At 69.8% G+C, this 24,349-nt stretch carries 16 protein-coding genes; 5 read left to right on the plus strand and 11 right to left on the minus strand.

The genetic code is table 11. The features are described from left to right. Positions 1 to 15 precede the first annotated feature (15 nt). Entirely contained in the window at positions 16 to 843 is an 828-nt protein-coding gene (locus tag ACWGKJ_RS27770) for an ABC transporter ATP-binding protein (RefSeq protein ID WP_385031684.1), read from the plus strand. Positions 844 to 1,219: 376 nt separating this feature from the next. Here ACWGKJ_RS27770 and ACWGKJ_RS27775 read toward each other — a convergent pair whose 3' ends face one another. The 3 genes from ACWGKJ_RS27775 to ACWGKJ_RS27785 form a co-directional block, all read right to left on the minus strand. After that, positions 1,220 to 6,202, minus strand: a complete 4,983-nt coding sequence (locus ACWGKJ_RS27775) for an NAD-glutamate dehydrogenase (RefSeq protein WP_385033760.1) — start codon at positions 6,200 to 6,202, stop codon at positions 1,220 to 1,222. Between the two features lie 343 nt (positions 6,203 to 6,545). Further along, a complete protein-coding gene (locus ACWGKJ_RS27780) occupies positions 6,546 to 7,283 on the minus strand; it encodes an HAD family hydrolase (RefSeq protein WP_385033757.1) in 738 nt (245 codons plus the stop codon). A 164-nt stretch (positions 7,284 to 7,447) separates the two neighbouring features. Continuing rightward, positions 7,448 to 7,954 (minus strand): DUF6912 family protein, encoded by a 507-nt coding sequence (locus ACWGKJ_RS27785; RefSeq protein ID WP_385033754.1) that lies wholly within the window; start codon positions 7,952 to 7,954, stop codon positions 7,448 to 7,450. 349 nt (positions 7,955 to 8,303) lie between these two features. Here ACWGKJ_RS27785 and ACWGKJ_RS27790 point away from each other — a divergent pair, with 349 nt between their 5' ends. Next, positions 8,304 to 8,702: an Rv3235 family protein gene (locus ACWGKJ_RS27790; protein ID WP_385033751.1), complete on the plus strand. Its 399-nt coding sequence runs from the start codon at positions 8,304 to 8,306 to the stop codon at positions 8,700 to 8,702. A gap of 183 nt (positions 8,703 to 8,885) precedes the next feature. Here ACWGKJ_RS27790 and secA read toward each other — a convergent pair whose 3' ends face one another. Continuing rightward, on the minus strand, positions 8,886 to 11,705 hold the full coding sequence (gene secA, locus ACWGKJ_RS27795) for a preprotein translocase subunit SecA (RefSeq protein ID WP_385033173.1): 2,820 nt from the start codon (positions 11,703 to 11,705) through the stop codon (positions 8,886 to 8,888). Positions 11,706 to 11,984: 279 nt separating this feature from the next. Here secA and ACWGKJ_RS27800 point away from each other — a divergent pair, with 279 nt between their 5' ends. After that, positions 11,985 to 12,560 carry a GNAT family N-acetyltransferase gene (locus ACWGKJ_RS27800; RefSeq protein ID WP_385033170.1) on the plus strand — a complete coding sequence of 192 codons (576 nt, stop codon included), beginning with the start codon at positions 11,985 to 11,987 and terminating at the stop codon, positions 12,558 to 12,560. A gap of 133 nt (positions 12,561 to 12,693) precedes the next feature. Next, positions 12,694 to 13,878, plus strand: a complete 1,185-nt coding sequence (locus tag ACWGKJ_RS27805) for a winged helix-turn-helix domain-containing protein (protein ID WP_385033167.1) — start codon at positions 12,694 to 12,696, stop codon at positions 13,876 to 13,878. 37 nt (positions 13,879 to 13,915) lie between these two features. Here the strand turns inward: ACWGKJ_RS27805 and ACWGKJ_RS27810 are convergent, their stop codons facing one another. From ACWGKJ_RS27810 to mtnA, 7 genes are all read right to left on the minus strand, one after another. Next, positions 13,916 to 14,677, minus strand: a complete 762-nt coding sequence (locus tag ACWGKJ_RS27810; RefSeq protein ID WP_385033164.1) for a response regulator — start codon at positions 14,675 to 14,677, stop codon at positions 13,916 to 13,918. Positions 14,678 to 14,869: 192 nt separating this feature from the next. Continuing rightward, entirely contained in the window at positions 14,870 to 15,559 is a 690-nt protein-coding gene (gene hpf / locus ACWGKJ_RS27815; protein WP_385033161.1) for a ribosome hibernation-promoting factor, HPF/YfiA family, read from the minus strand. Between the two features lie 322 nt (positions 15,560 to 15,881). Then, the gene (locus ACWGKJ_RS27820; RefSeq protein WP_453315846.1) at positions 15,882 to 16,631 is read right to left on the minus strand and encodes a ComF family protein; all 750 of its coding nucleotides are present in this window, start codon (positions 16,629 to 16,631) and stop codon (positions 15,882 to 15,884) included. Positions 16,632 to 16,822: 191 nt separating this feature from the next. Then, positions 16,823 to 18,688 (minus strand): LpqB family beta-propeller domain-containing protein, encoded by a 1,866-nt coding sequence (locus tag ACWGKJ_RS27825; protein WP_385033179.1) that lies wholly within the window; start codon positions 18,686 to 18,688, stop codon positions 16,823 to 16,825. A gap of 61 nt (positions 18,689 to 18,749) precedes the next feature. Beyond that, entirely contained in the window at positions 18,750 to 20,807 is a 2,058-nt protein-coding gene (gene mtrB, locus ACWGKJ_RS27830; protein ID WP_453315847.1) for an MtrAB system histidine kinase MtrB, read from the minus strand. A gap of 1 nt (position 20,808) precedes the next feature. Then, a complete protein-coding gene (gene mtrA / locus ACWGKJ_RS27835; protein ID WP_005486885.1) occupies positions 20,809 to 21,486 on the minus strand; it encodes a two-component system response regulator MtrA in 678 nt (225 codons plus the stop codon). A 15-nt stretch (positions 21,487 to 21,501) separates the two neighbouring features. Beyond that, positions 21,502 to 22,620 (minus strand): S-methyl-5-thioribose-1-phosphate isomerase, encoded by a 1,119-nt coding sequence (gene mtnA, locus ACWGKJ_RS27840; RefSeq protein ID WP_385033155.1) that lies wholly within the window; start codon positions 22,618 to 22,620, stop codon positions 21,502 to 21,504. A 154-nt stretch (positions 22,621 to 22,774) separates the two neighbouring features. Here mtnA and ACWGKJ_RS27845 point away from each other — a divergent pair, with 154 nt between their 5' ends. Then, the gene (locus ACWGKJ_RS27845) at positions 22,775 to 24,049 is read left to right on the plus strand and encodes a hypothetical protein (protein WP_385033152.1); all 1,275 of its coding nucleotides are present in this window, start codon (positions 22,775 to 22,777) and stop codon (positions 24,047 to 24,049) included. The last annotated feature ends 300 nt before the right edge of the window (positions 24,050 to 24,349 follow it).

The following is a 24,349-nucleotide window of genomic DNA, read 5'->3' on the forward strand; positions in this document are numbered from 1 at the left end:
GCGCTGCCTCCGACCATGACGCCGATCTCCGCCGCGCCCCAGGGCGCCGGGGCTGCGGCGGGCCCGGCAACCCCGGCGGGCCCGGCGATTCCGACCGTCATCGCGGACGACCTGCACATCGTCTACAAGATCCAGGGCACCGGATCCGGCAAGGGCAGCGCCACATCGGCGCTGAACCGGATCATCTCCCGCAAGCCCCGGCCGGGCACCCGCGAGGTGCACGCGGTCCGGGGGGTGACCTTCGTCGCGCACAAGGGCGAGGCCATCGGTCTGATCGGCTCCAACGGCTCGGGGAAGTCGACCCTGCTGAAGGCCGTGGCCGGGCTGCTGCCCGCCGCGTCCGGCCGGGTCTACACCCAGGGCCAGCCCTCACTGCTCGGCGTCAACGCCGCCCTGATGAGCGATCTGACCGGCGAGCGCAATGTGGTGCTCGGCGGCCTGGCCATGGGGATGACCCGGGAGGAGGTCCGCGAGCGCTACCAGGACATCGTCGACTTCTCCGGTATCAACGAGAAGGGCGACTTCATCTCGCTGCCGATGCGGACGTACTCGTCAGGCATGGGCGCCCGGCTGCGGTTCTCCATCGCCGCCGCCAAGAGCCACGACGTCCTGATGATCGACGAGGCGCTCTCCACCGGCGACGCGAGGTTCCAGCGCCGCAGCCAGGACCGGATCGCCGAACTGCGTGAGTCGGCGGGCACCGTCTTCCTGGTCAGCCACAGCAACAAGTCGATCCTGGAGACCTGCGAGCGGGCCATCTGGCTGGAGTCGGGGACGATGCGGATGGACGGCCCGGCGGAGGAAGTCGTGGCCGCCTACGAGGAGTTCACCTCGAAGAAGTAGCCGCCCAGCACCACACCGGCCCGCGGGGGCGAGTTCCGCCAGTGTGCGGCGCAGCTCCGGGGTGAGTGCGAGCCGGTCGGCGACCTGCTGGGCCAAGCCGCGGCCCCGGCCCACCTGTACTGACGCCAGGTGGGCCGGGGCCGCGGTGGGTGGGGGGCACGCACACAGCGTGCCCCCCCCACCCCTCTTCTCTGCCTTCGCACCGATTTCGCACCGGTCCCGAGCCGACTCACGCACCGGTCTCCCGAGCCGACTCGACTCGCGTACGGGCTCACGCTCCGGCTCACGCAGCGGTCAGGTGCCTACGCCCCCGGCACGCCCCGACACGTGAGCCGAGCACGCGTCGGTCACGCGCCGGACGCGTGACCGATGTGCCTCAGACGTGCGTGCGCAGCAGCGAGCGCATCGTCCGCATCGCGACCGACAGGTTCGCCAGGTCGAAGGCGTCCGAGGACTGGATCTCGTCGAGCGTGGTGCGCGCCCGGCCGAGGATCGAGGCGTTCTTCTCCTCCCAGGCCTCGAAGCGCTCCGCCGGCTTCGACACGCCGTTCCCCGCCGAGAGCACGTCGAGGGTGAGCCCGGCGTGCGCCGCGTACAGGTCCGCACGGATGGAGGCGCGGGCCATGGACTGCCAGCGGTCGGCCCGCGGCAGCTCGATGATCCGGTCCATCAGCTGGGAGATCGCCAGCCGGTCACCGAGGTCGTAGTACACCTCGGCCACGGCCATCGGGTCCTTGCCCGTACGCTCGGCGATCGCCACGATGTCCAGCGCGGGGAAGGCCGCCGAGAATCCGGCGACCTGCCGGGCCAGCTCCTCCGGCACACCCGCGGCGGCCAGCTCGTCCAGGATGCCCTGGTACCACTCCAGGTCGTCACCCTTGAGCATGTTCGGCAGCTCGCTCCAGACCTTCGCCACGCCCTCGGTGAAGAAGGCGATGGTCTCGCTCAGGTCGAGCGGCTGCGGGCGGTTGCCGAGCAGCCAGCGCGCACCGCGCTCCACGAGCCGCCGCGAGTGCAGCCTGATACGGGTCTGGACATCGGCCGCGACCTTGTTGTCCAGTTCCTCGACGGCGTCCCACACCTCTGCGAGGCCGAAGATCTCCCGGGCCGCCGCCTGCGCCCGCACGATCTCCTCGATCGAGGCGCCCGTCTCCTCCCGGAGCCGGTGCAGGAAGGTCGAACCACCGGTGTTCACCGTGTCGTTGACCAGGACCGTCGTGATGATCTCGCGACGCAGCGCGTGCCCCTCGATCGCTTCCGGGTAGCGCTCACGCAGCGGCTTGGGGAAGTACGCGTGCACCAGCTTCTGCAGATACGGGTCGTCCGGCAGACCGGTGGTGATCAGCTCCGCGGCAGCGGTGATCTTGGTGTACGCGAGGAGCACGGCCAGCTCGGGCTGGCTCAGCCCCTTGCCCGCGCTGAGCAGTTCACGCACCTGACGGTCGGTCGGCAGGAACTCCAGGGCCCGGTCCAGATGCCCGTCACGGACCAGCCTGCGCATGAAGCGCTGGTGGGCGTGGAGCAGGGACGGAGCCTGGGACTCGGCATTGGCGAGCGCGGTGTTCTGCGCGTAGTTGTTGCGCAGGACCAGCTCGCCGACCTCCTCGGTCATCGACGCCAGGATCTTGTTGCGCTGCTTGACGGTCAGATCGCCCTCGGTGACCATCCCGTTGAGCAGGATCTTGATGTTCACCTCGTGGTCGGAGGTGTCGACGCCGGCGCTGTTGTCGATCGCGTCGGTGTTGATCTTGCCGCCCGAGCCGTCACCGCCCGACCTGGCGTACTCGATACGGCCGAGCTGCGTCAGGCCCAGGTTGCCGCCCTCGCCGACGACCTTGGCGCGCAGGTCCTCACCGTTGACCCGGATGGCGTCGTTGGCCTTGTCGCCGACGTCTGCGTTGGATTCGACGGAGGACTTGACGTACGTCCCGATGCCGCCGTTCCACACCAGGTCGACCGGGGCCTTGAGGATCGCCCGCATCAGATCGGCCGGGGTCATCTTGGCGACGCCCGGCTCGATACCGAGCGCATCGCGCACATGGGCGTTGAGCGGGATCGACTTGGCGCTGCGGGGGTGGATGCCGCCGCCCGCCGAGAGCAGGGCGGTGTTGTACTCGGCCCACGAGGAGCGCGGCATCTCGAACAGCCTGCGCCGCTCGGCGTACGAGGTGGCCGCGTCCGGGGTCGGGTCGATGAAGATGTGGCGGTGGTCGAAGGCGGCGACCAGGCGGATGTGCTCGGAGAGCAGCATGCCGTTGCCGAAGACGTCGCCCGACATGTCACCGACACCGACCGTGGTGAAGTCCTCGGTCTGGGTGTCGTGGCCCAGCTCCCGGAAGTGCCGCTTGACGGACTCCCAGGCGCCGCGGGCCGTGATGCCCATGCCCTTGTGGTCGTAGCCGGCCGAACCGCCGGACGCGAAGGCGTCCCCGAGCCAGAAGTCGTACGACTCGGCGACCTCGTTGGCGATGTCGGAGAAGGTGGCGGTGCCCTTGTCGGCGGCGACGACGAGATAGGTGTCGTCCTCGTCGTGCCGTACGACCCCGGTGGGCGGCACGACTTCACCGGCCACCAGGTTGTCGGTGATGTCGAGCAGCGCGGAGATGAAGGTCTTGTAGGCCGCGACGCCCTCGGCCATCCAGGCGTCCCGGTCCACGGACGGGTCGGGGAGCTGCTTGGCGACGAAGCCGCCCTTGGCGCCGACCGGCACGATCACGGTGTTCTTGACCATCTGCGCCTTGACCAGGCCGAGCACCTCCGTACGGAAGTCCTCACGCCGGTCGGACCAGCGCAGCCCGCCGCGGGCGACCTTGCCGAACCGCAGGTGCACACCCTCGACACGGGGCGAGTACACCCAGATCTCGTACGCCGGGCGCGGCGCCGGGAGGTCGGGGATGGCCTGCGGGTCGAACTTCATGGAGACGTACGGGTGGTAGGCACCCGGCTCGGTCCCCCGGTCCCTGCGGTCGCCGCTCTCGTCGGCGCTCTGGAAGAAGTTGGTCCTGAGCGTCGCCTTGATGACGGTGAGGAAGGAGCGCAGGATGCGGTCCTCGTCCAGGCTCGCCACCTGGTCGAGCGCCCCGTCGAGCTCTTCGAGCAGCCCGTCGATCAGCTCGGTGCCGGCCCGCTGACGGCCCGGCGACATCCGGGCCTCGAAGAGCGAGACGAGCAGCCGGGTGGTGTGGACGTTGTTCCGGAGGGTGTCCTCCATGTAGTCCTGGCTGAAGGTCGATCCGGCCTGGCGCAGGTACTTGGCGTAGGCGCGCAGCACCATCGCCTGCCGCCAGGTCAGTCCGGCGCCGAGCACCAGGGCGTTGAAGCCGTCGTTCTCCGCCTGGCCGGTCCAGGCTGCGGCGAACGCCTCCTGGACACGCTCCCTGGCGTCGTCGGCGAGGTGGTCGCCGCCCGCGCCCTCGATCTGCGGCATCCGCAGCCCGAAGTCGTAGATCCAGGCGTGCGTACGGTCCGCGCAACGCAGCTCGTACGGGCGCTCGTCGGTGACCTCGACGCCCAGCTTCTGGAGCACCGGCAGCACGGCGGAGAGGGAGACCTGCGAGCCGATCCGGTAGATCTTGAAGCGGCGTTCGCCGGGACCGGCGCCCACCGGTTCGTAGAGCGAGAGCGCGAAGTCCTTCTCGCCCGGCTGGAGGTGTTCGAGGCGGCCGAGGTCGGCGACGGCGGCCCGCGGCGAGTGGTCCGCCTTGTAGCCCTCGGGGAAGGACTGGCCGTAGCGGCGCAGCAGCTCGGCGGCGCGCTCCTCACCGCACTCGGCGGTCAGCGCCTCGGCGAACCCGTCGGCCCAGGAACGGGCGGCCTCGACGAGCCTGGCCTCGATCCGGTCCGCGTCGGCGTCGGTGAGTTCGGTCAGCTCGGTGCCGGCCGGGACCCGCACGACGAAGTGCAGCCGGGAGAGGATGGACTCGGTGTTGCGCGCGGTGAAGTCGACGCTGGTGCCGCCGAGTTCCTCCTTGAGGATGTCGATGAGGCGCAGCCGGACCGTGGTCGTATAGCGGTCGCGCGGCAGGTAGATGAGCGCCGAGTAATAGCGCCCGTACTCGTCCTGGCGGAGGTAGAGCCGGAGCCGGCGCCGCTCCTGGAGGTAGAGCACGCTGGTGACGATGGAACGCAGCTGGTCGACGGGCGTCTGGAACAGCTCGTCGCGCGGGTACGTCTCCAGGATCTGCATCAGGTCGCGGCCGTCGTGGCTGTTGGACGTGAAGCCCGCGCCTTCGAGGACCTCGGCGACCTTGCGGCGGATGACGGGCACCCGGCGTACGGACTCGGTGTACGCGGCGGAGGAGAAGAGCCCGAGGAAGCGGCGCTCGCCGACGACATTGCCCTCGGCGTCGAACTTCTTCACTCCGACGTAGTCGAGGTAGCTCGGGCGGTGCACCGTGGAGCGGCTGTTGGCCTTGGTGAGTACGAGGACCTTGTGCTCACGGGCCTTGGCGCGGGCGTCGGCGGGCAGCCTGCCGAACGACGGCGAGACGGGGTGCTCCTCGTCGACACTGTGGTGCGGGTCCGAGCGGAGGATACCGAGGCCGGTGCCGGGCACCGCGGTCAGCGAGTCGTCCTCGGTGAGGCGGTACTCGCGGTAGCCGAGGAAGGTGAAGTGGTCGGCGGCGAGCCAGCGGAGCAGCTCGCGGGACTCCTCCACCTCACGGGGCGGCAGATCGCCCGCGGTCGGCTCGGTGGGCAGCTCGTCGGCGATGCGCACCGCGGCGTCGCGCATCTTGTCCCAGTCCTCGACGGTCTCCCGTACGTCGGAGAGCACGCGGAGGAGGTCGGTGCTGATCTGCTTCAGATCGGCGCGCTCGGTCTCGCGGTCGATCTCCACATGGATCCAGGACTCGACCAGGGCGTCGTGGACACCCTCGCCTGTCTCGTCCTTGCCGAGGACCTCGATGAGCTTGCCGGTCACGTCACGGCGTACCAGGAGCTGCGGGTGGATCACGACGTGGATGCCGCGGCCCTGGCGGGTCAGCTCGTTGGTGACCGAGTCGACCAGGAAGGGCATGTCGTCGGTGACGACCTCGACGACCGTGTGGCTGCAGGTCCAGCCGTTCTCCTCGACGCTCGGGGTGTGCACCCGGACGTTCGCGGTGCCCTGCGGGCGCTTCTCGGCCAGCCGGTAGTGCGAGACCGCCGCCCCGAAGACATCCTCGGGGTCGCGGTTCTCGACGTCCTCCGGAGCGGTGTGCAGGTAGTAGCGCTGGAGATACGCAAGAACGGTGTCCCGGTCCGGACTCCCCCCGCTCGGGGACCCGCCCGGAAGTTGTCCTCCGGCCGGGCCGTTCTCAGCCACCTGGGCCGCGCGTGCGAGCAGTTCGGCCTTGGGTTCGTCCAGCTTGGTCTGCATGTCCTCTGGCTCCTGTCGCGCGCCGTTGCGTGACGTAGGTGAAAGAAGCGGTGTGACGCCACGACCACGACGCGAGGTATCCGGTCGAAGTCGACGTTATGCCGCAATGAGAGACACCCGTGACGTTATTGGCCAATTCCGAAGGCCTGTCCGGGTGAGGGGTGCCAGCGATGACCCGGACACCGTAGTGCTCCGGGCGCAGGGCAGGGGCGTCAATGCCCCCGCGAGATATCGCGCTGGTCACGGGACCAGGCTATCTCCCCCGGACAGGTGGACGTCACCGGCCGCATCTGTACAAGTCGGCAGGCCGCACTTCGCCACTTCGGCCAGGTGCGGAACGGGGTCAGTGCGCCCACTCCCGGGCGGTCCTGACAGCCTCCGCCAGCGAGTCCACCACCGGCACCCCGGCGGTCTCCAGGCTGGTCCGGCTGTGCGATCCGCCGGTGTACAGCACGGCCCGTGCCCCGGCGTGGGCGGCAGCCACCGCGTCGTCGACCGCGTCACCAATCACCACGACGCGCTCGGGAGCGACACCGTCGAGCCCGGCCAGATGGCGCACCATGTGCTCCGCCTTCCCGCCGTCCGACGGGCCGGTCCTGCCGTCCACCCGCAGGAAGCGCCGTTCGATGCCGTGCGTCCGCACGATCGGTATCAGGTGGTCGTGCGGCGCCAGCGAACAGAGCGACTGGGTGAGCCCGGAGGCCTGCCACTCCCTGAGCAGCCGCTCGGCCCCCGGAGCGAGCGCCGCCCCCGCGGCCAGCGCCCAGTAGTGCCGGTGGAAGGCCTCGTCCATGACGGCCCACTCGGCATCCGTCGGCAGCCGGCCCATCAGCCGCTCGTAGAACCGCGGAACCGGTACGCAGTACAGATCCCGGTACCGCTCCAGCGTGATCGGCTCCAGACCGATCTCGCCGAACGAGGCGTTCGTCGCCTCGATCACGGCGTCGATGTCGTGGAACAGCGTCCCGTTCCAGTCCCAGACGATGTGCGTCCCGGCCGGCCCGGCCGCCCCTGCTTCCGCCCGTGCTCCCGGGCCCGTTCCCACGCCCACGCCGATGCCCGCATTCGTGTCCGTACTCATGCCCAGCCCCCCGTTCGAACCTCTCCCCGGTGATACGAGGCACCGCTCGTCCCTCGGATCCCCACTTCGACAACCGTACGCGGGGGGTCTGACAACGGACCGTACGGGCGAGCATCCGGACGGTGACGAGGCGGCTGACCAGGCGGGCCCGACCGGGCGGGCGATCAGGCGATCAGGTGCGGGATCTCCTGCACACCGAACCAGAGCAGCTCGTGGTCCTCCGCACCGTCCACCGTGAACTGCGCGTCGTCGTCACCGTGATCGGCCGCCCCCAGCGCGGCCGCCGCTTCCGCGACGTCCGCCTCCGCGTCGTCGGCGTCGGCGTGGACGGCCGCGGCCTTCGACAGCGGCACCGCGGAAGCGATCCGCACCTCACCGAGCGAGCTCGCGTCGAGACCGCGGTCCGGGTCGGCCACGGCGGCCTGGTCCGGCACGTCCACGGCGACGACCACCCGGCGGCGGGCGATGTCCGGCGCCCCGGCCAGCAGCCGCAGCGAGGCCGAAGCCGCCCGGTTGAGAGCCGCGTACTCCAGCTCCTCGATGTCGTCCGAGACATACCACTCCCGCAGGCCGGGCGTGACGGCATAGGCGGTCAGCGGGCCGGGTCCGATTTCGCCCGCCGCGTGCGCCGCTGCGAGACCGGGGAGGGTCAGTGGGACGTACACACGCATGGCCGGGCCGCTTTCGTCGTCGGATGGGCGCGCCGGGAGCCGTCCGGAGGACCCGGAAGGCGGCCCGGCAGAGCCCGGTGATACCAGGTGAAGAAGGTCCCAGGATACGTACCGAGTCCCCCTTCGTGGTGCCGGGAGCGGACCGCCCTGGCGTCCACCCCGAGCCACCGCGGAACGCACGGTATCCGGCCGCGGCACCGGCCCGTCACCCGGATAGGTGATCCTGGAGGGCCCCGCCCGCACCGCGGCCGCCGCCTTGCCACGGCTCCGCGGGCCCCCGTAGAAGAGGCTCAGCAGAAGCTACCGCCCGGTATCGCACCGGGCCCGGCAGAGCGGGGGCTCACACTTCATGCAGCGGACCAGGCCTGCGGGCCGGAACGACCGGACCAGGCCAGGCATCACCCCGATCCAGCGCAGGCGGCTCAAGCCGCACTACTGGTTCGCCGAGCGGCTCCTCGCCGTACTCAGCGGCCAGCGGCCCGTCCACTGGATGCTCGGACACACCATCGGCGCGGCCTACGAACAGCTGGTGCTGCTGGCGCCCGGCACGCCGCTGCGGGCGGGAGGCGTACGGCCCGTCGTACGCCACTGCGGCGAGTTCGTCCCGGCGCCCGGCGTGATCGAGGCCTTCGCCCGGATCGGCTCGGGCGAACATGTGCAGGCCATGGCCTTCCGGCTCGAACAGGGCACCGATCTGCGCTGGCGGTGCGCGGCGGTGGAACTGGGCGGCGAACGCGTCGGCGTATGAGCCGGACACGACGCTGAGCACCACCCGAAGCCCGAACTGGACCGGACAGAAACCAGACAGGACCAGAAAGGACCGGAAAAGGCCGAACAGGGCGGGAATGGACCAGAAAAGGCCGGGCCCGGTACCGCAGCGACGCGGTACCGGGCCCGGCCCCTGGAGCAAGCGGCTGGCGCCGCGCGGCCCCTACTTCTTGCGGCGCCGGCCGCCGCCCTTCTGTGCCTTACGGCGCTCCGCGCGCGTCAGCCCGTCCGCCTCGGAGCGGGACGGCCCGTCCTCGTTCTCGAAGTCGCCCTCGACGACACCGCCCTCACCGTCCACGGTCGGAGCCGAGAAATGCAGCCGGTCGGGCCGCTGGGGGGCCTCCAGGCCCTTGGCGCGGATCTCCGGGCGCGCAGCCGCACCCGCCGGTACCGCGTCCTTCTCCAGCGAGGTCCGCTCCGCCGTCTCCTCGACCGGAACCTCCTCGACCTGCTGCTCGACCTGGACCTCCAGGTTGAACAGATAGCCGACGGACTCCTCCTTGATGCCCTCCATCATGGCGTTGAACATGTCGAAGCCCTCGCGCTGGTACTCGACCAGCGGGTCCTTCTGCGCCATGGCACGGAGGCCGATGCCCTCCTGGAGATAGTCCATCTCGTAGAGGTGCTCACGCCACTTGCGGTCCAGCACCGACAGGACCACGCGCCGCTCCAGCTCACGCATGATCTCGGAGCCGAGCTGCTCCTCGCGGCCCGCGTACTGCTCGTGGATGTCGTCCTTGATCGACTCACCGATGAACTCGGCGGTGATCCCGGCCCGGTCGCCCGCCGCGTCCTCCAGCTCCTCCACGGTGACCTTCACCGGGTAGAGCTGCTTGAACGCGTTCCACAGACGGTCCAGGTCCCACTCCTCGGCGAACCCTTCGACCGTCTCCGCCTGGATGTACGCGTCGATGGTGTCGTCCATGAAGTGCTGCACCTGCTCGTGCAGGTCCTCGCCCTCCAGGACCCGGCGTCGTTCGCCGTAGATGACCTCGCGCTGGCGGTTCAGCACCTCGTCGTACTTCAGGACGTTCTTACGCGTCTCGAAGTTCTGCTGCTCGACCTGCGACTGCGCCGATGCGATGGCCCGGGTCACCATCTTGTTCTCGATGGGCACGTCGTCGGGCACATTGGCCATCGCCATGACGCGCTCGACCATCTGCGCCTTGAACAGCCGCATCAGGTCGTCACCGAGCGAGAGGTAGAAGCGGGACTCGCCCGGGTCGCCCTGACGTCCGGAACGGCCGCGCAGCTGGTTGTCGATACGGCGCGACTCATGGCGCTCGGTGCCCAGCACATACAGCCCGCCGAGGTCCTTGACCTCGTCGTGCTCGGCCTTGACCGCGCGCTCGGCCTTCTCCAGTGCGGCGGGCAGGGCGGCGGCCCACTCCTCGACGTTCTCGTCGGGGTCCAGACCGCGCTGGCGCAGCTCCGCCTCGGCGAGGTCGTCCGGGTTCCCGCCGAGCTTGATGTCGGTACCGCGGCCCGCCATGTTCGTCGCAACGGTGACGGCGCCCTTGCGGCCGGCCTGCGCGATGATCGGCGCCTCCCGGTCGTGCTGCTTCGCGTTGAGCACCTCGTGCTGCACCCCGCGCTTGGAGAGCTGCTGCGAGAGGTACTCGGACTTCTCGACCGATGTGGTGCCGACCAGGATCGGCTGGCCCTTCTCGTGCTTCTCCGCGATGTCCTCGACGACCGCGTCGAACTTGGCGACCTCGGTGCGGTAGATCAGGTCGGACTGGTCCATGCGGACCATCGGCCGGTTCGTCGGGATCGGCACGACACCGAGCTTGTAGATCTGGTGGAACTCGGCGGCCTCGGTCATGGCCGTACCGGTCATGCCGGAGAGCTTGCCGTAGAGCCGGAAGAAGTTCTGCAGGGTGATCGTGGCGAGCGTCTGGTTCTCGTCCTTGATGTCCACCCCTTCCTTCGCCTCGATGGCCTGGTGCATGCCCTCGTTGTAACGGCGGCCGGCGAGGATTCGGCCGGTGTGCTCGTCAACGATCATGACTTCGCCGTCGATGACGACGTAGTCCTTGTCGTTCTTGAAGAGCTCCTTGGCCTTGATCGCGTTGTTGAGGTAGCCGACGAGCGGCGTGTTCACCGACTCGTAGAGGTTCTCGATACCGAGCCAGTCCTCGACCTTGGCGACACCGGGCTCATGAATGGCGACCGTGCGCTTCTTCTCGTCGACCTCGTAGTCGCCGGTCTCCTCGATGCCCTTGAGCTGGTTGCCCGCCTCGCCCTTGGTCAGCCGGGTGACGAGCTTCGCGAAGTCGCCGTACCACTTGGTGGCCTGGTCGGCGGGGCCGGAGATGATCAGCGGCGTACGGGCCTCGTCGACCAGGATCGAGTCGACCTCGTCGACGATGGCGTAGTTGTGGCCCCGCTGGACGAGCTCGTCCTGGGACCACGCCATGTTGTCGCGGAGGTAGTCGAAGCCGAACTCGTTGTTCGTGCCGTACGTGATGTCGCAGCCGTACTGCTCACGGCGCTGCGCCGGGGTCATGTTGGCGATGATGCAGCCGACTTCGAGCCCCAGGAACCTGTGGACCCGGCCCATCATCTCGGAGTCACGCTCGGCCAGGTAGTCGTTCACCGTGATCAGGTGAACGCCCTTGCCGGACAGCGCGTTCAGATAGGCGGGCAGCGTGCCGACCAGGGTTTTGCCCTCGCCGGTCTTCATCTCGGCCACATAACCGAGGTGCAGGGCGGCGCCGCCCAGCAGCTGTACGTCGTAGTGACGCTGGCCGAGGACGCGCTTGGCGGCCTCACGGACCGTCGCGAAGGCCTCGGGCAGCAGGTCGTCGAGGCTTTCGCCGTCGGCGAACCGCTCCTTGTACTCGTCGGTGAGGGCCCGCAGCTCGGCGTCGGAGAGGTTGATGAAATCCTCTTCGATGGAGTTGACCTGGTCCGCGATGCGGTGCAGCTTGCGCAGGATCTTTCCTTCGCCTGCACGCATGAGCTTGTTGAAGACGGACACGGGGGTTGGTCTCCTTGCCGGTCGGGCCTGGCGCGGTCGAGTTCACTGGCTGAACCTCCCGGGGTGCTACCCCAGGACCCGGGCCGGAGAAACTGACCGACCAGGGAGCCCGGCTTACTTTCACGCGGCAAACCGGGGTAGAGCAACGGCCATCGTAAGCGAGGACCCCGCCGCGCCGGGAGGCCCGCCGCTCAGGACAACGGTCGGGGCGTCCGGAAGGTGCCGGGAGAACCCGAAAAAGCCATGGCACCTGCCCGGAACGGGCAGCAGAATCGCCCGATGGAACCCGTCACGCTGACATCAGAGCGGCTGTTGCTGCGCCCCTTCGCCCCCGCGGACACCGAGGCCGTGTTCCGGGCCTGCCAGGACCCGGACATCCAGCGCTGGACGGTCGTCCCCTCCCCGTACCGGCGCGAGGACGCGGAGAGCTTCACCGGGCAGATCGTCCCGGACGGCTGGCGGACGGGCACCAGCCTGGCCTTCGCCGTGCTGGACCGCACGAACGCCGGGCTGATCGGTGCGATCTCCGTGTTCGAGCGCGGCAGGGCCGCCACCTGGGAGATCGGCTACTGGATGGCGAAGGAGCACCGGGGAAACGGCTACATGGCCGAGGCCGTGACGGTGCTCACGCACTGGTCGCTGACGACGCTGGGCGTGGAGCGTCTGGAGTGGCGGGCCGAGGTCGGCAACACGGGGTCACGGGCGGTGGCCGAGAAGGCCGGCTTCCGTGTCGAGGGCACACTGCGCGCCGACCTCCTGAACAAGGGCACCCGCAGAGATGCCTGGCTGGGCGCGATACTCCCCTCCGACCTGGCTCTGCCGGCGGAGCACGCCTACCTGCCGGCGGGTCCGTGAACGGCGTGCCCGCGCGCCCCGGTGTGCCCGCAGCCCCGCATGGAGATCCGGCAGCCTCCGGTCGATCTGCCGATCCGCTTCCGTTTTCCCCGGCCGGGCCCGGTTGTCAGTGGGGCGGCCTATCGTTCGGGGCATGACTCCCGTACCGCCCCCAGCCGTCGAACTCTCCGCCGACGAAGCCCGCCGTACAGCGCTGCGCGCCCAGGGTTTTCTGGGCGCGCCCGACCGGCGCGGCGGTGTGCGCGGGGTGCTGCGGCATCTCGGGGCGGTGCAGCTGGACACCATCTCCGTCCTGGCCCGCTCGCACGAGCTGATCCCGTACGCCAGGCTGGGCGCAGTCGGACGCAGGACCGTCGAGGAGGCGTACTGGTCGGGGGGCCGCTCCTTCGAGTACTGGTCGCACGCGGCCTGCATCCTGCCCATCGAGGAGTGGCCGCACTTCGCCTTCCGCCGCCGCGCCTACCGCGACCGCCCGCACTGGAACCACGAGCTGCCCGATGCGGCGTACGAGACCGTGATCAAGCAGCTGCGCGCCGAGGGCCCGCTGACCGCCACCGAGCTGGGCGGCGCGAAGAACGGCGGGGAGTGGTGGGACTGGTCGGCGTCGAAGGTCGCAGTCGAGCGCGCCCTGATGTACGGGGAGGTGGTGTGCACGGAGCGGCGCGGCTGGAAGCGGGTGTACGACCTGGCCGAGCGCGCGATCCCCGGCCCCCTGCTCCATGACGAGCTGGACGACCTGGAGTGTGTCCGCCGGCTGGTGGCGCTCGCCGGGAAGTCCCTGGGGGTCGGGACCCGTACGGACATCGCGGACTACCACCGGCTCAAGGGCGAGCAGTTCGACGCGGTCGTCGCGGATTCCGGGCTGGTCCCGGTCAGTGTCGAAGGCTGGTCCAAACCGGCCTGGGCTGACCCGGCCGCGCTCTCCGCGCCGCTACGCGGCCGCCACCGTACGACGCTGCTCTCACCGTTCGACTCCCTCATCTGGGAGCGCGCTCGTACGGACCGGATCTTCGGCTTCACCCACCGGCTGGAGGCGTACGTTCCCAAGCCCAAGCGGATCCATGGGTACTTCTCCATGCCTCTGCTCGCGGGCGGGAAGCTGGTGGGGAGGGTCGACCCCGCACGGGAGGGCAGCACCCTGGTGGCCCGGCAGATCTCCCTGGACAGCAGGAAGGCGGTGCGGCCGATGGCCGAGGCGCTGGCCGAGGCGGCGGCCTGGGTGGGATGCACCGACGTACGGGTGGAGCGCATCAACGAGGCAGCTCTGCGGGCCCCGTTGGCAGCGGCCCTGGCCGGAGCGCTGGACGCGACCGGGTAGCGGGCCGGGCCTTCGTCCGCCGCTCCGCGGCGGGGTCTCAGCGGATTTCGAGGATCTTCTCGCGCATCGCGTAGACCACGGCCTCCATCCTGGAGTGCAGCTGCAGCTTCTCCAGGATGTTGCGGACGTGGTTCTTCACGGTGTTCTCGGAAATGAACAACTCCTTGGCAATGTCCCGGTTGTTCATCCCCGTGGCCACCAGTTTCAGCACCTCCAGCTCACGCTCGGTGAGCCGCGGGGCCGGTACGAGCCTGCGCTCGTCGGTGCGCTGGATCATCGACTTGAACTCGGTGAGCAGCTTCGATGCCATGGAGGGGCTGATCTGCGACTGCCCGTCGGCCACCGCCCGGATCGCCGTGGCCACTTCGTCGGTCGAGATCTCCTTCAGGAGGTAGCCAGTGGCCCCGGCCTTGATCGCGTCGTAGAGGTCGGCCTCCTCGTCGCTGATCGTCAGCATGATGATCTTCGCGCTGGGTGCCACCTCTTTGATGGACGTGCAGGCCTCGATGCCGCCACGCTTGGGCATCCGTACATCCATCAGCACGATGTCGGGCAGCAGATCGGCGGCCTTGTCGACCGCCTCCGCGCCGTCGCCCGCCTCGCCGATAACCTGGATGTCCTCCTCCGCGGCGAGAACGATCTCCAGGCCGCGCCGGAAGAGCGCGTGGTCGTCCACCACCAGGACCCTGATCGGCTCCTTGAACGGAGCCACGCGGTGGTCAGGGCCGCCGTGGTCCGCCGCACCATGGTCCATGGGGTCCTCGTCCCGGTCGTGCGCGGGACCGAAGTGGTCCGCCATCGTTCCTCCCCCTGCAGCATGGGCCCGAAGTTCATGTACGACGCCAACCGCAGCTCACAGAAGCCCGGTTGACGCGCACCGCCATGATTTCATGCCGGGACGACGGAACGGTGATCCCCAACCCGATCTGCACCGCACGGCGGCGCCCCTGGTGCGTACGGACGGCCAGGGGCACCGCGACGGTTTATGACGTCATCCGCCGAGCGCACCGCCGGCGCCGGCCGCCTCCATGTCGGCGAGCGGGTCGGTCGTCAGATGGATGACACCGTAGTCGTAGGCGTGCCGCCGGTAGACGACACTGGGCTCCTTTGTCTCCGCGTCGACGAACAGATAGAAGTCGTGCCCCACCAGCTCCATCTCGTAGAGCGCCTGGTCGAGCGACATCGCTGCTCCGACATGGGTCTTCTCGCGTACCACCAGCGGTCCCTCGCCCTGGACTTCGAGCGAACCCATCCTCGTGGTCGGAATGGTCTGGGGCGTCACGTCGGCGATGAACTCACCGTCGCCGTTGACCTCCGCCGTTTCCGGCACCGCGTCGACGACTTCGGCTGCCGAAATACGGCCGGCGCCCCTCCTGTTGTAGCGCTTCTCGTGCTGCTTCCGCAGCCGCGCCTCCAACTTGCCCGTGGCCAGATCCAGCGCTGCGTACGGGTCGCCTGCCGCTGCCTCCGCCCGGATCACCGGGCCTCGGGAGTGCAGCGTGATTTCCACACGGTCCGAACGGTCGGCCTGCCTCGGATTGGGCTCCTTGGACACCTCGACGTCCAGGCTGATCACCTTGGCGTCCAGCTTCTGGATCTTCTCAATCTTCAGCTTCTCGGCGACGTGCTTGCGGAACCGCTCGGGTACTTCGGTTTTGCGGCCCTTGACGACGATGTCCACGCAGAACTCCGTTCCCGGATCGCTCCGCTCAGCGGCGGAGCAGCTCCCTCTTGCACCAGACCCCGGTGAGTACCGGAGTCTCGGACTTGGTGACTTTCACCTCCTCCTCCCCCGTCGGGAAGATCCCCACCCGCACCAGCCTCCGGCGTCGCAAGCCCCGGCTTTCCACGGAGCCGACGGAAACCGGAAAGTGCCGTGCACGTCCGTGTATTCAAGTGAGCCACAGCTTCCGCCATTCCTCACAACCGAACATAGCTCGCTGGGAGGGGTCTCGGCACCCGCTACTCACGCGTACCCCCGTTCAGGTGGTTTTTATCCCTCGCTACCTGCAACGACGCAAGTCAGCTATCAGTTCCGGTTTATTTTCGAAAGACAGCGGTGGCGCGGCGACGACCGCGGCCACCGGCTCCCCGGTTCCGGGGAATTCCAGGCCTGCCACTGCCCGTACGGCACGAGATGCCTCCACCAGTGATGCTCCGGTCGTCATGAGATCGTCCACCAACACCACCCTGCCCCCGTCCAGCAGCCCTACGCCCCCCGGTACCACTTCCAGTGCACCCGAGAGATTCGCCAGCCGCTGCGAGGCGTCCAGGCCCGTCTGATCGGCCACCGCACGCCGCTGCCGCAGCGCGCCCAGCATCCGCGCCGGCGTCCCGCTCCTGCGCAGCTCGGCCGAGGCGGCGCGGGCGATCCGCCGGCCCGCGTCATGGCCCCGGGCCCGCACCGCACCGCGGGACGAGGGCACCGGGACGAGCAGCAGCGTCCCCTCACCCGCGCTCCGCCCTGCCGCCGCCCGCACCGCGGCAGCGAGCGCGCGACCGAGCACCCCCGCCAGCCCCAGCGCACCCCGCTCCTTGTGCGCGAGCAGCACGGCCCGCACCGCGTCCTCGTACCCCGCGGCGCCCCATACCGCCGGCAGCCCGGCCGGCTCCGGGTCCGGTCTGGCCCTGCGCACAGGACCGCCGCAGAGCGCCTCGGCGCATTCCGCGCAGAGCGCCGTACGAACTCTGCCGCAGCCTCCGCATGCGCTCGGCAGCACCACTTCCGAGATTTCCTGCCACCACCCCCGCATGACATCCACTCTGCCGAGCGACGGGGTATCCGGCCACCCCTGTGGATAACCGACGACGACCGCGGAGGACTGTTCCGTACTGTTGCCCCGGGCAGCGGTTCCCCTGCCTTCCGCGTCCCTTTCACAACAATCGCGAGCACCCGCCGGCCGCCCGCGCCACCACAATCCGGACGCTGTCCCCGGACAGACAGCTATCCGGGATAAACCGGCGACTTCCCTTCCTCCACCACGGTTTTCCAATTCGCACGCGGCGGCAGACGCACAATTCCGTCCTCGTCCGAGAGCGCCATCAGCGGCAGCCTGTCGTCGTCCGAGGCGGCCACAGCCGTGATCCGGTTGGCACCCGGCAGCGGATTCACCCCGGAAACCGAACCGTCCGCCTGCATATAGCGCACCTGCTGCACCCCGCCCGCCTCCTTGCCGACCACCACAAGGCGACTGCGCCCCGCCCAGGACACCGCCGTCACATCCGCCATCTGCGGTGCGGCCGGGCGCAGTTCGTCCACGGCGTAGACCGTCGGGTTCTCGGTGGTCCCCTGCCGGATCACCCGGCCCACCTTGAGCGTCGTATGCCCGTCCTTCGTCAGCAGCAGCGCGATCCGCACCCCGTCGGACGACATCCGAAGCCCGGCGATGCGCGCACCGTCCAGCCCGAGGACCGGGACCGACTGGGGCGCGCCCGAACCGCCGGCGAACCGCAGCAGCCGCGGATCCGCGGGGTTCCGGTCGGCCACCCAGAGATCTCCCCGGCCGTCCCAACTCGGCGCCGACAGACGGTCCTTCTCCTGCTTCGCATGGCTGGTGTAAAGCTGATCAGCCGCTTCCCCGCCGGAGACGATCGACGAGGTGGACAGCGTGCCGCCGTCCTTCGACACCCCCGCCGCCCGGCGTTCGTCGCGCGCCACCGCGACCGTCGACAGCGGCTTCGCGCCCGCTCCGAGCGGTCCCGGGACCGGCTCGGGCTCCGTCTTCTCCGAGGTGTCACCGCCGATGGCCTGCATCCGCACCAGCCGCCCCTTGGCGTCGACGAAGTACTCTCCGGCCGGGCTGCCCGATGTGCGGTCGGGTGCGTACTCCTGCGCCTGGTCGGCGCTGAGGACGCACAGCTGCGAGCCGTCCGCGCGCTCCAGCTCCACCTGCTCGACCCTCATGGACGTCACATCGCGCAGGGTGAAGAGGAGTTGGGCCGCCATCTGCCTGCACTGCCCCTGCCCGACACGGGCCGCCTTCTCGTTGAGCGGCACCTTCAGGCCATTGCGGTCGTCGAGCGTCAGCGTCTTGACGCCCTTCTTGAGCGCTGTCCCGGCCGGAAAGCGTGAAGACACCACAGGACTCAGCCAGTTGGTCGGCCCGTCCAGCAGCGAGGCGACCGTCTGCGTCAGCGGATCCCGCCGGGTCTCGGGGTCGATGCCCTGGCGGAGATAGACCGGATCCGCGACGAGCCAGTTCCCGCCCGACGTGTCGTCGGACGCGGTGGATGCGGAGGTGCGGGAGACCCCGGATGTTCCGGACGCCCCCGGCGTACCGGAAGTGGAACCGGCCGCGAAGTAGTACTTGTTGACGGAGTGATAGTTGCGCTGGAAGTCGGAGAGGCTGAGCAGCAGACCGGCGGGCAGATCGTCGATACGCCACTCCTTGCCGTTCTGGTGCACGAGGTGGATCGAGTTGCGGTACGTGCCCTTGTCGGGCTGGTACGCGTGCTGCTTGTCCACCACGGCCACTTCCGTGCCGCTCAGTTCGAAGGTGGAGGAGACCTGCGGCGCGTCCCGGTCATTGGCCGGATTCGCCCGGCGGGTGGGCCCGTCGGCGAGCACCGTGGTCCGCGCACCCGGATCCCACTTGCGCGACGCTTCCTTCGTCAGATACTTCCTGGCCGTGGCGAACTGCAGATCGTCGCTGGTCATCGCCTCCAGGAAACCGTCCACGACCTCGGCGGGCGCGGCCCCCTCGCGCGGCGGCACCGCGTACACCTTGACCTGTGAGTCACTGCGCTGCGAAGGGTCGACGGCCTCGATGTCCCCGGTGTTCGGCATCGAGGCGCAGCCGGCCAGCAGCATGCCCCCGCAGCCGAGCCACGCGTAAGTCCGCAGCCCCCTCAGGCCACGGCTGCCCCCACGATCATCGCCCACGGGCGGTGTCCTCCTGGTCCGAAGCTCGATCCGAAGCCCTGTCCGAAGCCTGATCCGATCCTTGCGCCGCACAGTCACCGGCCCTCGGCACCACCCGGGCACCACTGCCCGGCAGCGCCGTCGGGTCGGCCGGTACCGCACGCGGCTGCGGCGGCAGCGGCGAGCGGTCCGCGCCGGGCTGGGCCGGCACCACGGCAGGCCGCCCCGCCTCGGCCCGCACCGCGCGCCCACGCCGCGAGTCCTCGGGCTCCAGCGGTATCGGAGAGCCGCGCAGCGGTTCGTCCGCCGTACGCGGCAGGGTCAGCCGGAACTGTGACCCGCCACCCGGCTCGCCCCAGGCCTGGAGCCAGCCACCGTGCAGCCGCGCGTCCTCGACGGCGATCGACAGACCGAGCCCGGTCCCGCCGGTCGTACGGGCCCGCGCCGGATCAGCGCGCCAGAAACGGCTGAAGACCCGGGTCGCCTCGCCCGGCTTGAGCCCCACCCCGTAGTCCCGCACGACGATCGCGACGGCGCCCCCCGCCACCCCGAACCGCACCACCACGTCATTGCCCTCACCGTGCTCCACGGCGTTGACGACGAGATTGCGCAGCACCCGCTCGATCCGCCGCGCGTCGACCTCCGCGACCACGGGCTGCTCGTCACCGACCACCCTGATCCGGCTGCCCTTGCGCTCGGCGAGCGGCTCGGCACCGGATATCACCCGGCGCACCGTCTCCCGCAGATCGATCGGCTCCGCCTCCAGCGCAGCGGCGCCCGCGTCGAACCGGCTGATCTCAAGGAGATCCGCGAGCAGCGACTCGAAGCGGTCGAGCTGATCGCCGAGCAGCTCGGCCGAGCGCGCGGTCACCGGGTCGAAGTCGCTGCGCGCGTCATGGATGACGTCGGCGGCCATCCGTACGGTCGTCAACGGAGTGCGCAGCTCGTGCGACACATCGGAGACGAAGCGCCGCTGCATCCGGGAGAGGTCCTCCAGCTGCTGGATCTTCGACTGGAGGCTCTGCGCCATCTTGTTGAAGGCTTCACCGAGCCGTGCGATGTCGTCCTCGCCGGTGACCTTCATCCGCTCCTGCAGACGGCCGGCCGAGAGCCGCTCGGCGATCCCCGCGGCCATCCGTACGGGCGTGACCACCTGCCGCACCAGGAACCAGGCGATCGCCCCGAGCAGCACCACCACGAACAGTCCGGCGGTGGCCAGGGTCCGTTTGACCAGGCTGAGGGTCTTCTCCTCCTGCGAGAGCGGGAAGAGGTAGTACAGCTGGTACGGCTTGTGGTCGATGTCCTCAAGCCGCTGGCCCACCACCAGACCCGGCTCGGGCGCCCGCCCGTCGGCGTATCTGATGTCCGTGTACGTCTTGTACGGCGCCGTGCCCTGGTCGACGTTCTTCCGCAGCTCCTCGGAGACGCTGTCGGGGCTCACCTGCCCGGACGTACGCTCCCCGCCGTTGCCCGCTCCGGTCTCCTCGGACGCCGGAGCGAGGGTGACCACGCTGTACGCGCCCTGGCCCCCGCTGGCGAGCTGGGCGACCAGGTCGGTGCGCCACTGGCGGGAGTTGCTGGCGGCCCCGGGGTCGCCGGAGTCACTGTCGGACACCGTCGTCGCGTTGGCCTTGTCCTTGGCGACCGTGAAACCGCCCGCGGCCTGACTGACCGCGGCCTTCTCCTTGGCGTCCAGCAGCCCGTTCCTGACCTGGCCGATGACGACGAACCCGAGCACCAGAACCACGGCCAGCGACATCAGCAGCGTGCCCGCGACCACCCTGAGCTGGATGTTCCGCCGCCACAGACGCACCGCGGGAAGCAGCGGGCGGCGCACCCAGCGCGCGAAGAGCCGCAGTACGGGACCGCCGGGCGCCCCGTCCTGGAGCAGCCGGCCGCCCTCCAGGACCCGGTCGCCGAACTTGGCCAGCGCGAAACGCTCCGCGGACCCTCCGCCCGACGCACCGGGCGGCGCGGTGGGCCGGGACGCGCCCACCGCGGGTCCGGCAGGCCGCTCCGGCCGTACTCCCGGCTCCCCGGGCGCCGGAGCGGCGCTGCTCGGAGCCATGTCAGCTCGGTCCGGCCTTGTATCCGACACCACGGACGGTCACCACGATCTCCGGCCGCTCGGGATCCTTCTCGACCTTCGAGCGCAGCCGCTGGACATGCACATTGACCAGCCGGGTGTCCGCGGCATGGCGATACCCCCACACCTGCTCCAGCAGCACCTCACGGGTGAACACCTGCCAGGGCTTCCGGGCCAGGGCGACCAGCAGATCGAACTCCAGCGGGGTCAGCGCGATCGACTGCCCCTCCCGCTTCACGGAGTGACCGGCCACATCGATGACCAGATCACCGATGGCCAGCTGCTCGGGCGCGGGCTCCTCCGACCTCCTCAGCCGCGCCCTGATACGGGCGACGAGCTCCTTGGGCTTGAACGGCTTGACGATGTAGTCGTCGGCTCCCGATTCGAGCCCCACCACCACATCGACGGTGTCGCTCTTCGCCGTGAGCATCACGATCGGCACACCCGACTCGGCCCTGATCAGCCTGCAGACCTCGATGCCGTCCCGTCCGGGCAGCATGAGATCGAGCAGCACCAGGTCCGGCTTGGCCTCACGGAATGCAGCCAGTGCCTTGTCGCCGTCCGCTACAAATGACGGCTCAAAACCTTCACCACGCAGCACAATGCCGAGCATCTCGGCCAGTGCGGTGTCGTCATCGACGACAAGGACGCGTCCCTTCATACCGCCATCATCCCATTAGCTCATCGTTACCCGGCGTGACCTGCCACACAATGCGGTGAGTGCGTCCCTGGTGACAGGGGACACGACTCCCGCCTCCGTGACGACGGCCGTCACGAGCTCGGGAGGCGTGACATCGAACGCGGGGTTGTACGCCTGCGCCCCCGGCGGCGCCACCGGCACCCCACCGAACTCCGTCACTTCGCTGCCCGCCCGCTGCTCCACCTCGATGCCCGCACCGTCCGGTGTGGACAGATCGACCGTGGTCGTCGGAGCGACGACGACGAATGGCACATGGTGGTACTTGGCCAGCACAGCCAGCGGATAACTGCCCACCTTGTTGGCCACCGAGCCGTCCGCAGCGATCCGGTCGGCACCGATCAGTACGGCGTCCACCTCACCCGCCGCGAAGAGCGAACCGGCCGCGTTGTCGGTGAGCACCGTGTACGCCATCCCGTTCCGGGCCGCCTCGTACGCCGTCAGCCGCGCCCCCTGCAACAGCGGACGTGTCTCGTCCACCCACAGACGCCGCAGACTGCCCGCACGGTGCGCCGCCAGGGCCACGGCGAAAGCGGTGCCCTCACCGGCAGACACCAGCGCCCCGGTGTTGCAGTGCGTCAGTATCCGGTGGCCGCCGCCCGGCAGCAGCTCGTCGAGGAGCGCGAGGCCATGGGCCGCCATCTGCCGGCTGGCCCCGACATCCTCCTGGTCCAGCGCCCTGGCCTCCCTGAGCGCCACCGCCGCTGCCGCACCGCTGTCCGCACCACCGCGGACAGCTGCCCGGTACGCCTCGGCCACCCGGTGCACCCCGTACCCCAGGTTCACCGCCGTGGGCCGCGCCCCGGCGAGGAGCGCCGCGGCCTCCTCCACGTCATATCCCCGTACGGCGGCCAGCGCGACCCCGTAAGCTCCGGCGACCCCGAGCAGCGGAGCTCCCCGGACAGCGAGGGTCTGGATCGCACGGACCAGCGCGGGAACGTCCGTGCACACCAACTCGACCTCCTCGCCGGGCAATCGAGTCTGGTCGAGCAGGACGACAACCGCGCCTTCCGGCCCCTCCGGCGGCTCGTCCCAGCGAAGTGAGGGAAGCATGGGCGGCCCCGCGCCCGGCGGGGTTTGTGCGTCCTGATCAGCCATCCGCACAGTCTGCCCCGTGGGGCACCGACAATTGAAGGTGCGAGGGAGATACAGCAGCGGCTCCGCTGCCGCACCCCGCATGACACGATGGCTGCCGACCTGCTGCCTCGACGCGCGACAGGCTTGCGGGGGCCAGGCATGTGAAGGAGCGACAATGAACGACTCTCCGGGCTGGGCCTCGCCCGGATCCGCCCCGTCGGACGGCCGGCAGCCGGACGTCCCACCGCCCGCCGGACCGGCCGACGAGGGGGAAACCCCTTCGAAGTGGTCCAGCGACCAGCCCCCGGCCGCCGAGTGGACCGCGCCGAACCCGCCCGTACCACCGCAGCAGAAGCCCGGCCGGGGCCCGCGCGCACATGCCGACAGCGCGGGTCGGCAGCCGGCCGGCGGCTGGGGGCCGCAGCAGGGCGGCCACACCGGCTGGGGCGGACCACAGCAGGGCGGCTGGGGAAACCAGCAGCCCGACGTGGCCAAACCGGGCATCATCCCGCTCCGGCCCCTCGGCGTGGGAGAGATCCTCGACGGCGCGGTGGCCACGATGCGCGCCCACTGGCGGACGGCGTTCGGCCTCACCATCGGCGTGGCAGCCGTCGTCCAGCTCTGCTCGGTCCTCATCCAGCACTACGCACTCCCCGAGCCCGCCTCGATCGACAGCGGAGCCAGTCCCTCCGAGCAGCTGCACCAGAGCCTGGACTCGCTGCGGACGAGTCTGCTGAGCCTGGGTCCGGTGTACGCGATCACGCTGATCGGCACGATCTTCACGACAGCCGTACTCACCATGGTCGTCAGCCGCTCCGTGCTGGGCCGCCCGGTGACGCTCGCCGACGCCTGGCACGAGGCCAGGCCTCAGCTCGGGCGGCTGACGGGGCTCAGCCTGCTGCTGCCCGTCGGCTACGCCGCGGTGATGACCGTCGGACTCCTCCCCGGCCTCCTGGTCGGCGGCTCCGAGGGCGCCGGACTGGCCGCACTCGGCGGGCTCGCCGCGATGCTCGTGGTCGTCTGGCTGTGGGTCTGCTTCAGCCTGGCCGGTCCGGCGCTGATGCTGGAGCGGCAGGGCATCGCGTCAGCGCTGCGCCGCTCGGCGAAGCTGGTCAAGGGCGTCTGGTGGCGCATCTTCGGGATCACCCTGCTGACCCTGGTCCTGACCGCCCTCGTGTCGGGGCTCATCGATCTGCCGTTCAACGCGGCCGCGATGGTCGCCGACGGCAAGGGCATCGGCGATCTCGTCTCCGACAAGACCCCGGACTTCGGCTGGCCGTATCTGATCGTCAGCGGCATCGGCGCCATGCTCACCACAGCACTCACCTACCCGTTCACGGCCGGTGTGACGGTGCTCCTCTACGTCGACCAGCGCATCCGCCGCGAGGCGCTGGACATCGACCTCGCGCGTTCCGCCGGCGTACCCGGCTACGAGAACGCCAGCAGCTGATCCGCTCCGCCGCCGGCAACGGCGGCCCGGCTGTGTGGCTGTGTGGCTGTGTACGCGGATGTGTCGCCGCGTACACAGCCCCGCACAGCCTGGCGCCACTGGGCCCCACAGTTCCCGACGCACCACCCACCCACGGCATCGGAGACGGGAGCCGGCTGTCGGCGCAGAAGCAAGCGAACTACGGAACCCGGTGTATGAACTGCACGTGGACGCAGAAATGCCTCAGCCCCGGACCATAACGGTCCGGGGCTGAGGCCAAAAATTGTTCGGCGGCGTCCTACTCTCCCACAGGGTCCCCCC

The organism is Streptomyces sp. NPDC054757, from assembly GCF_053612185.1.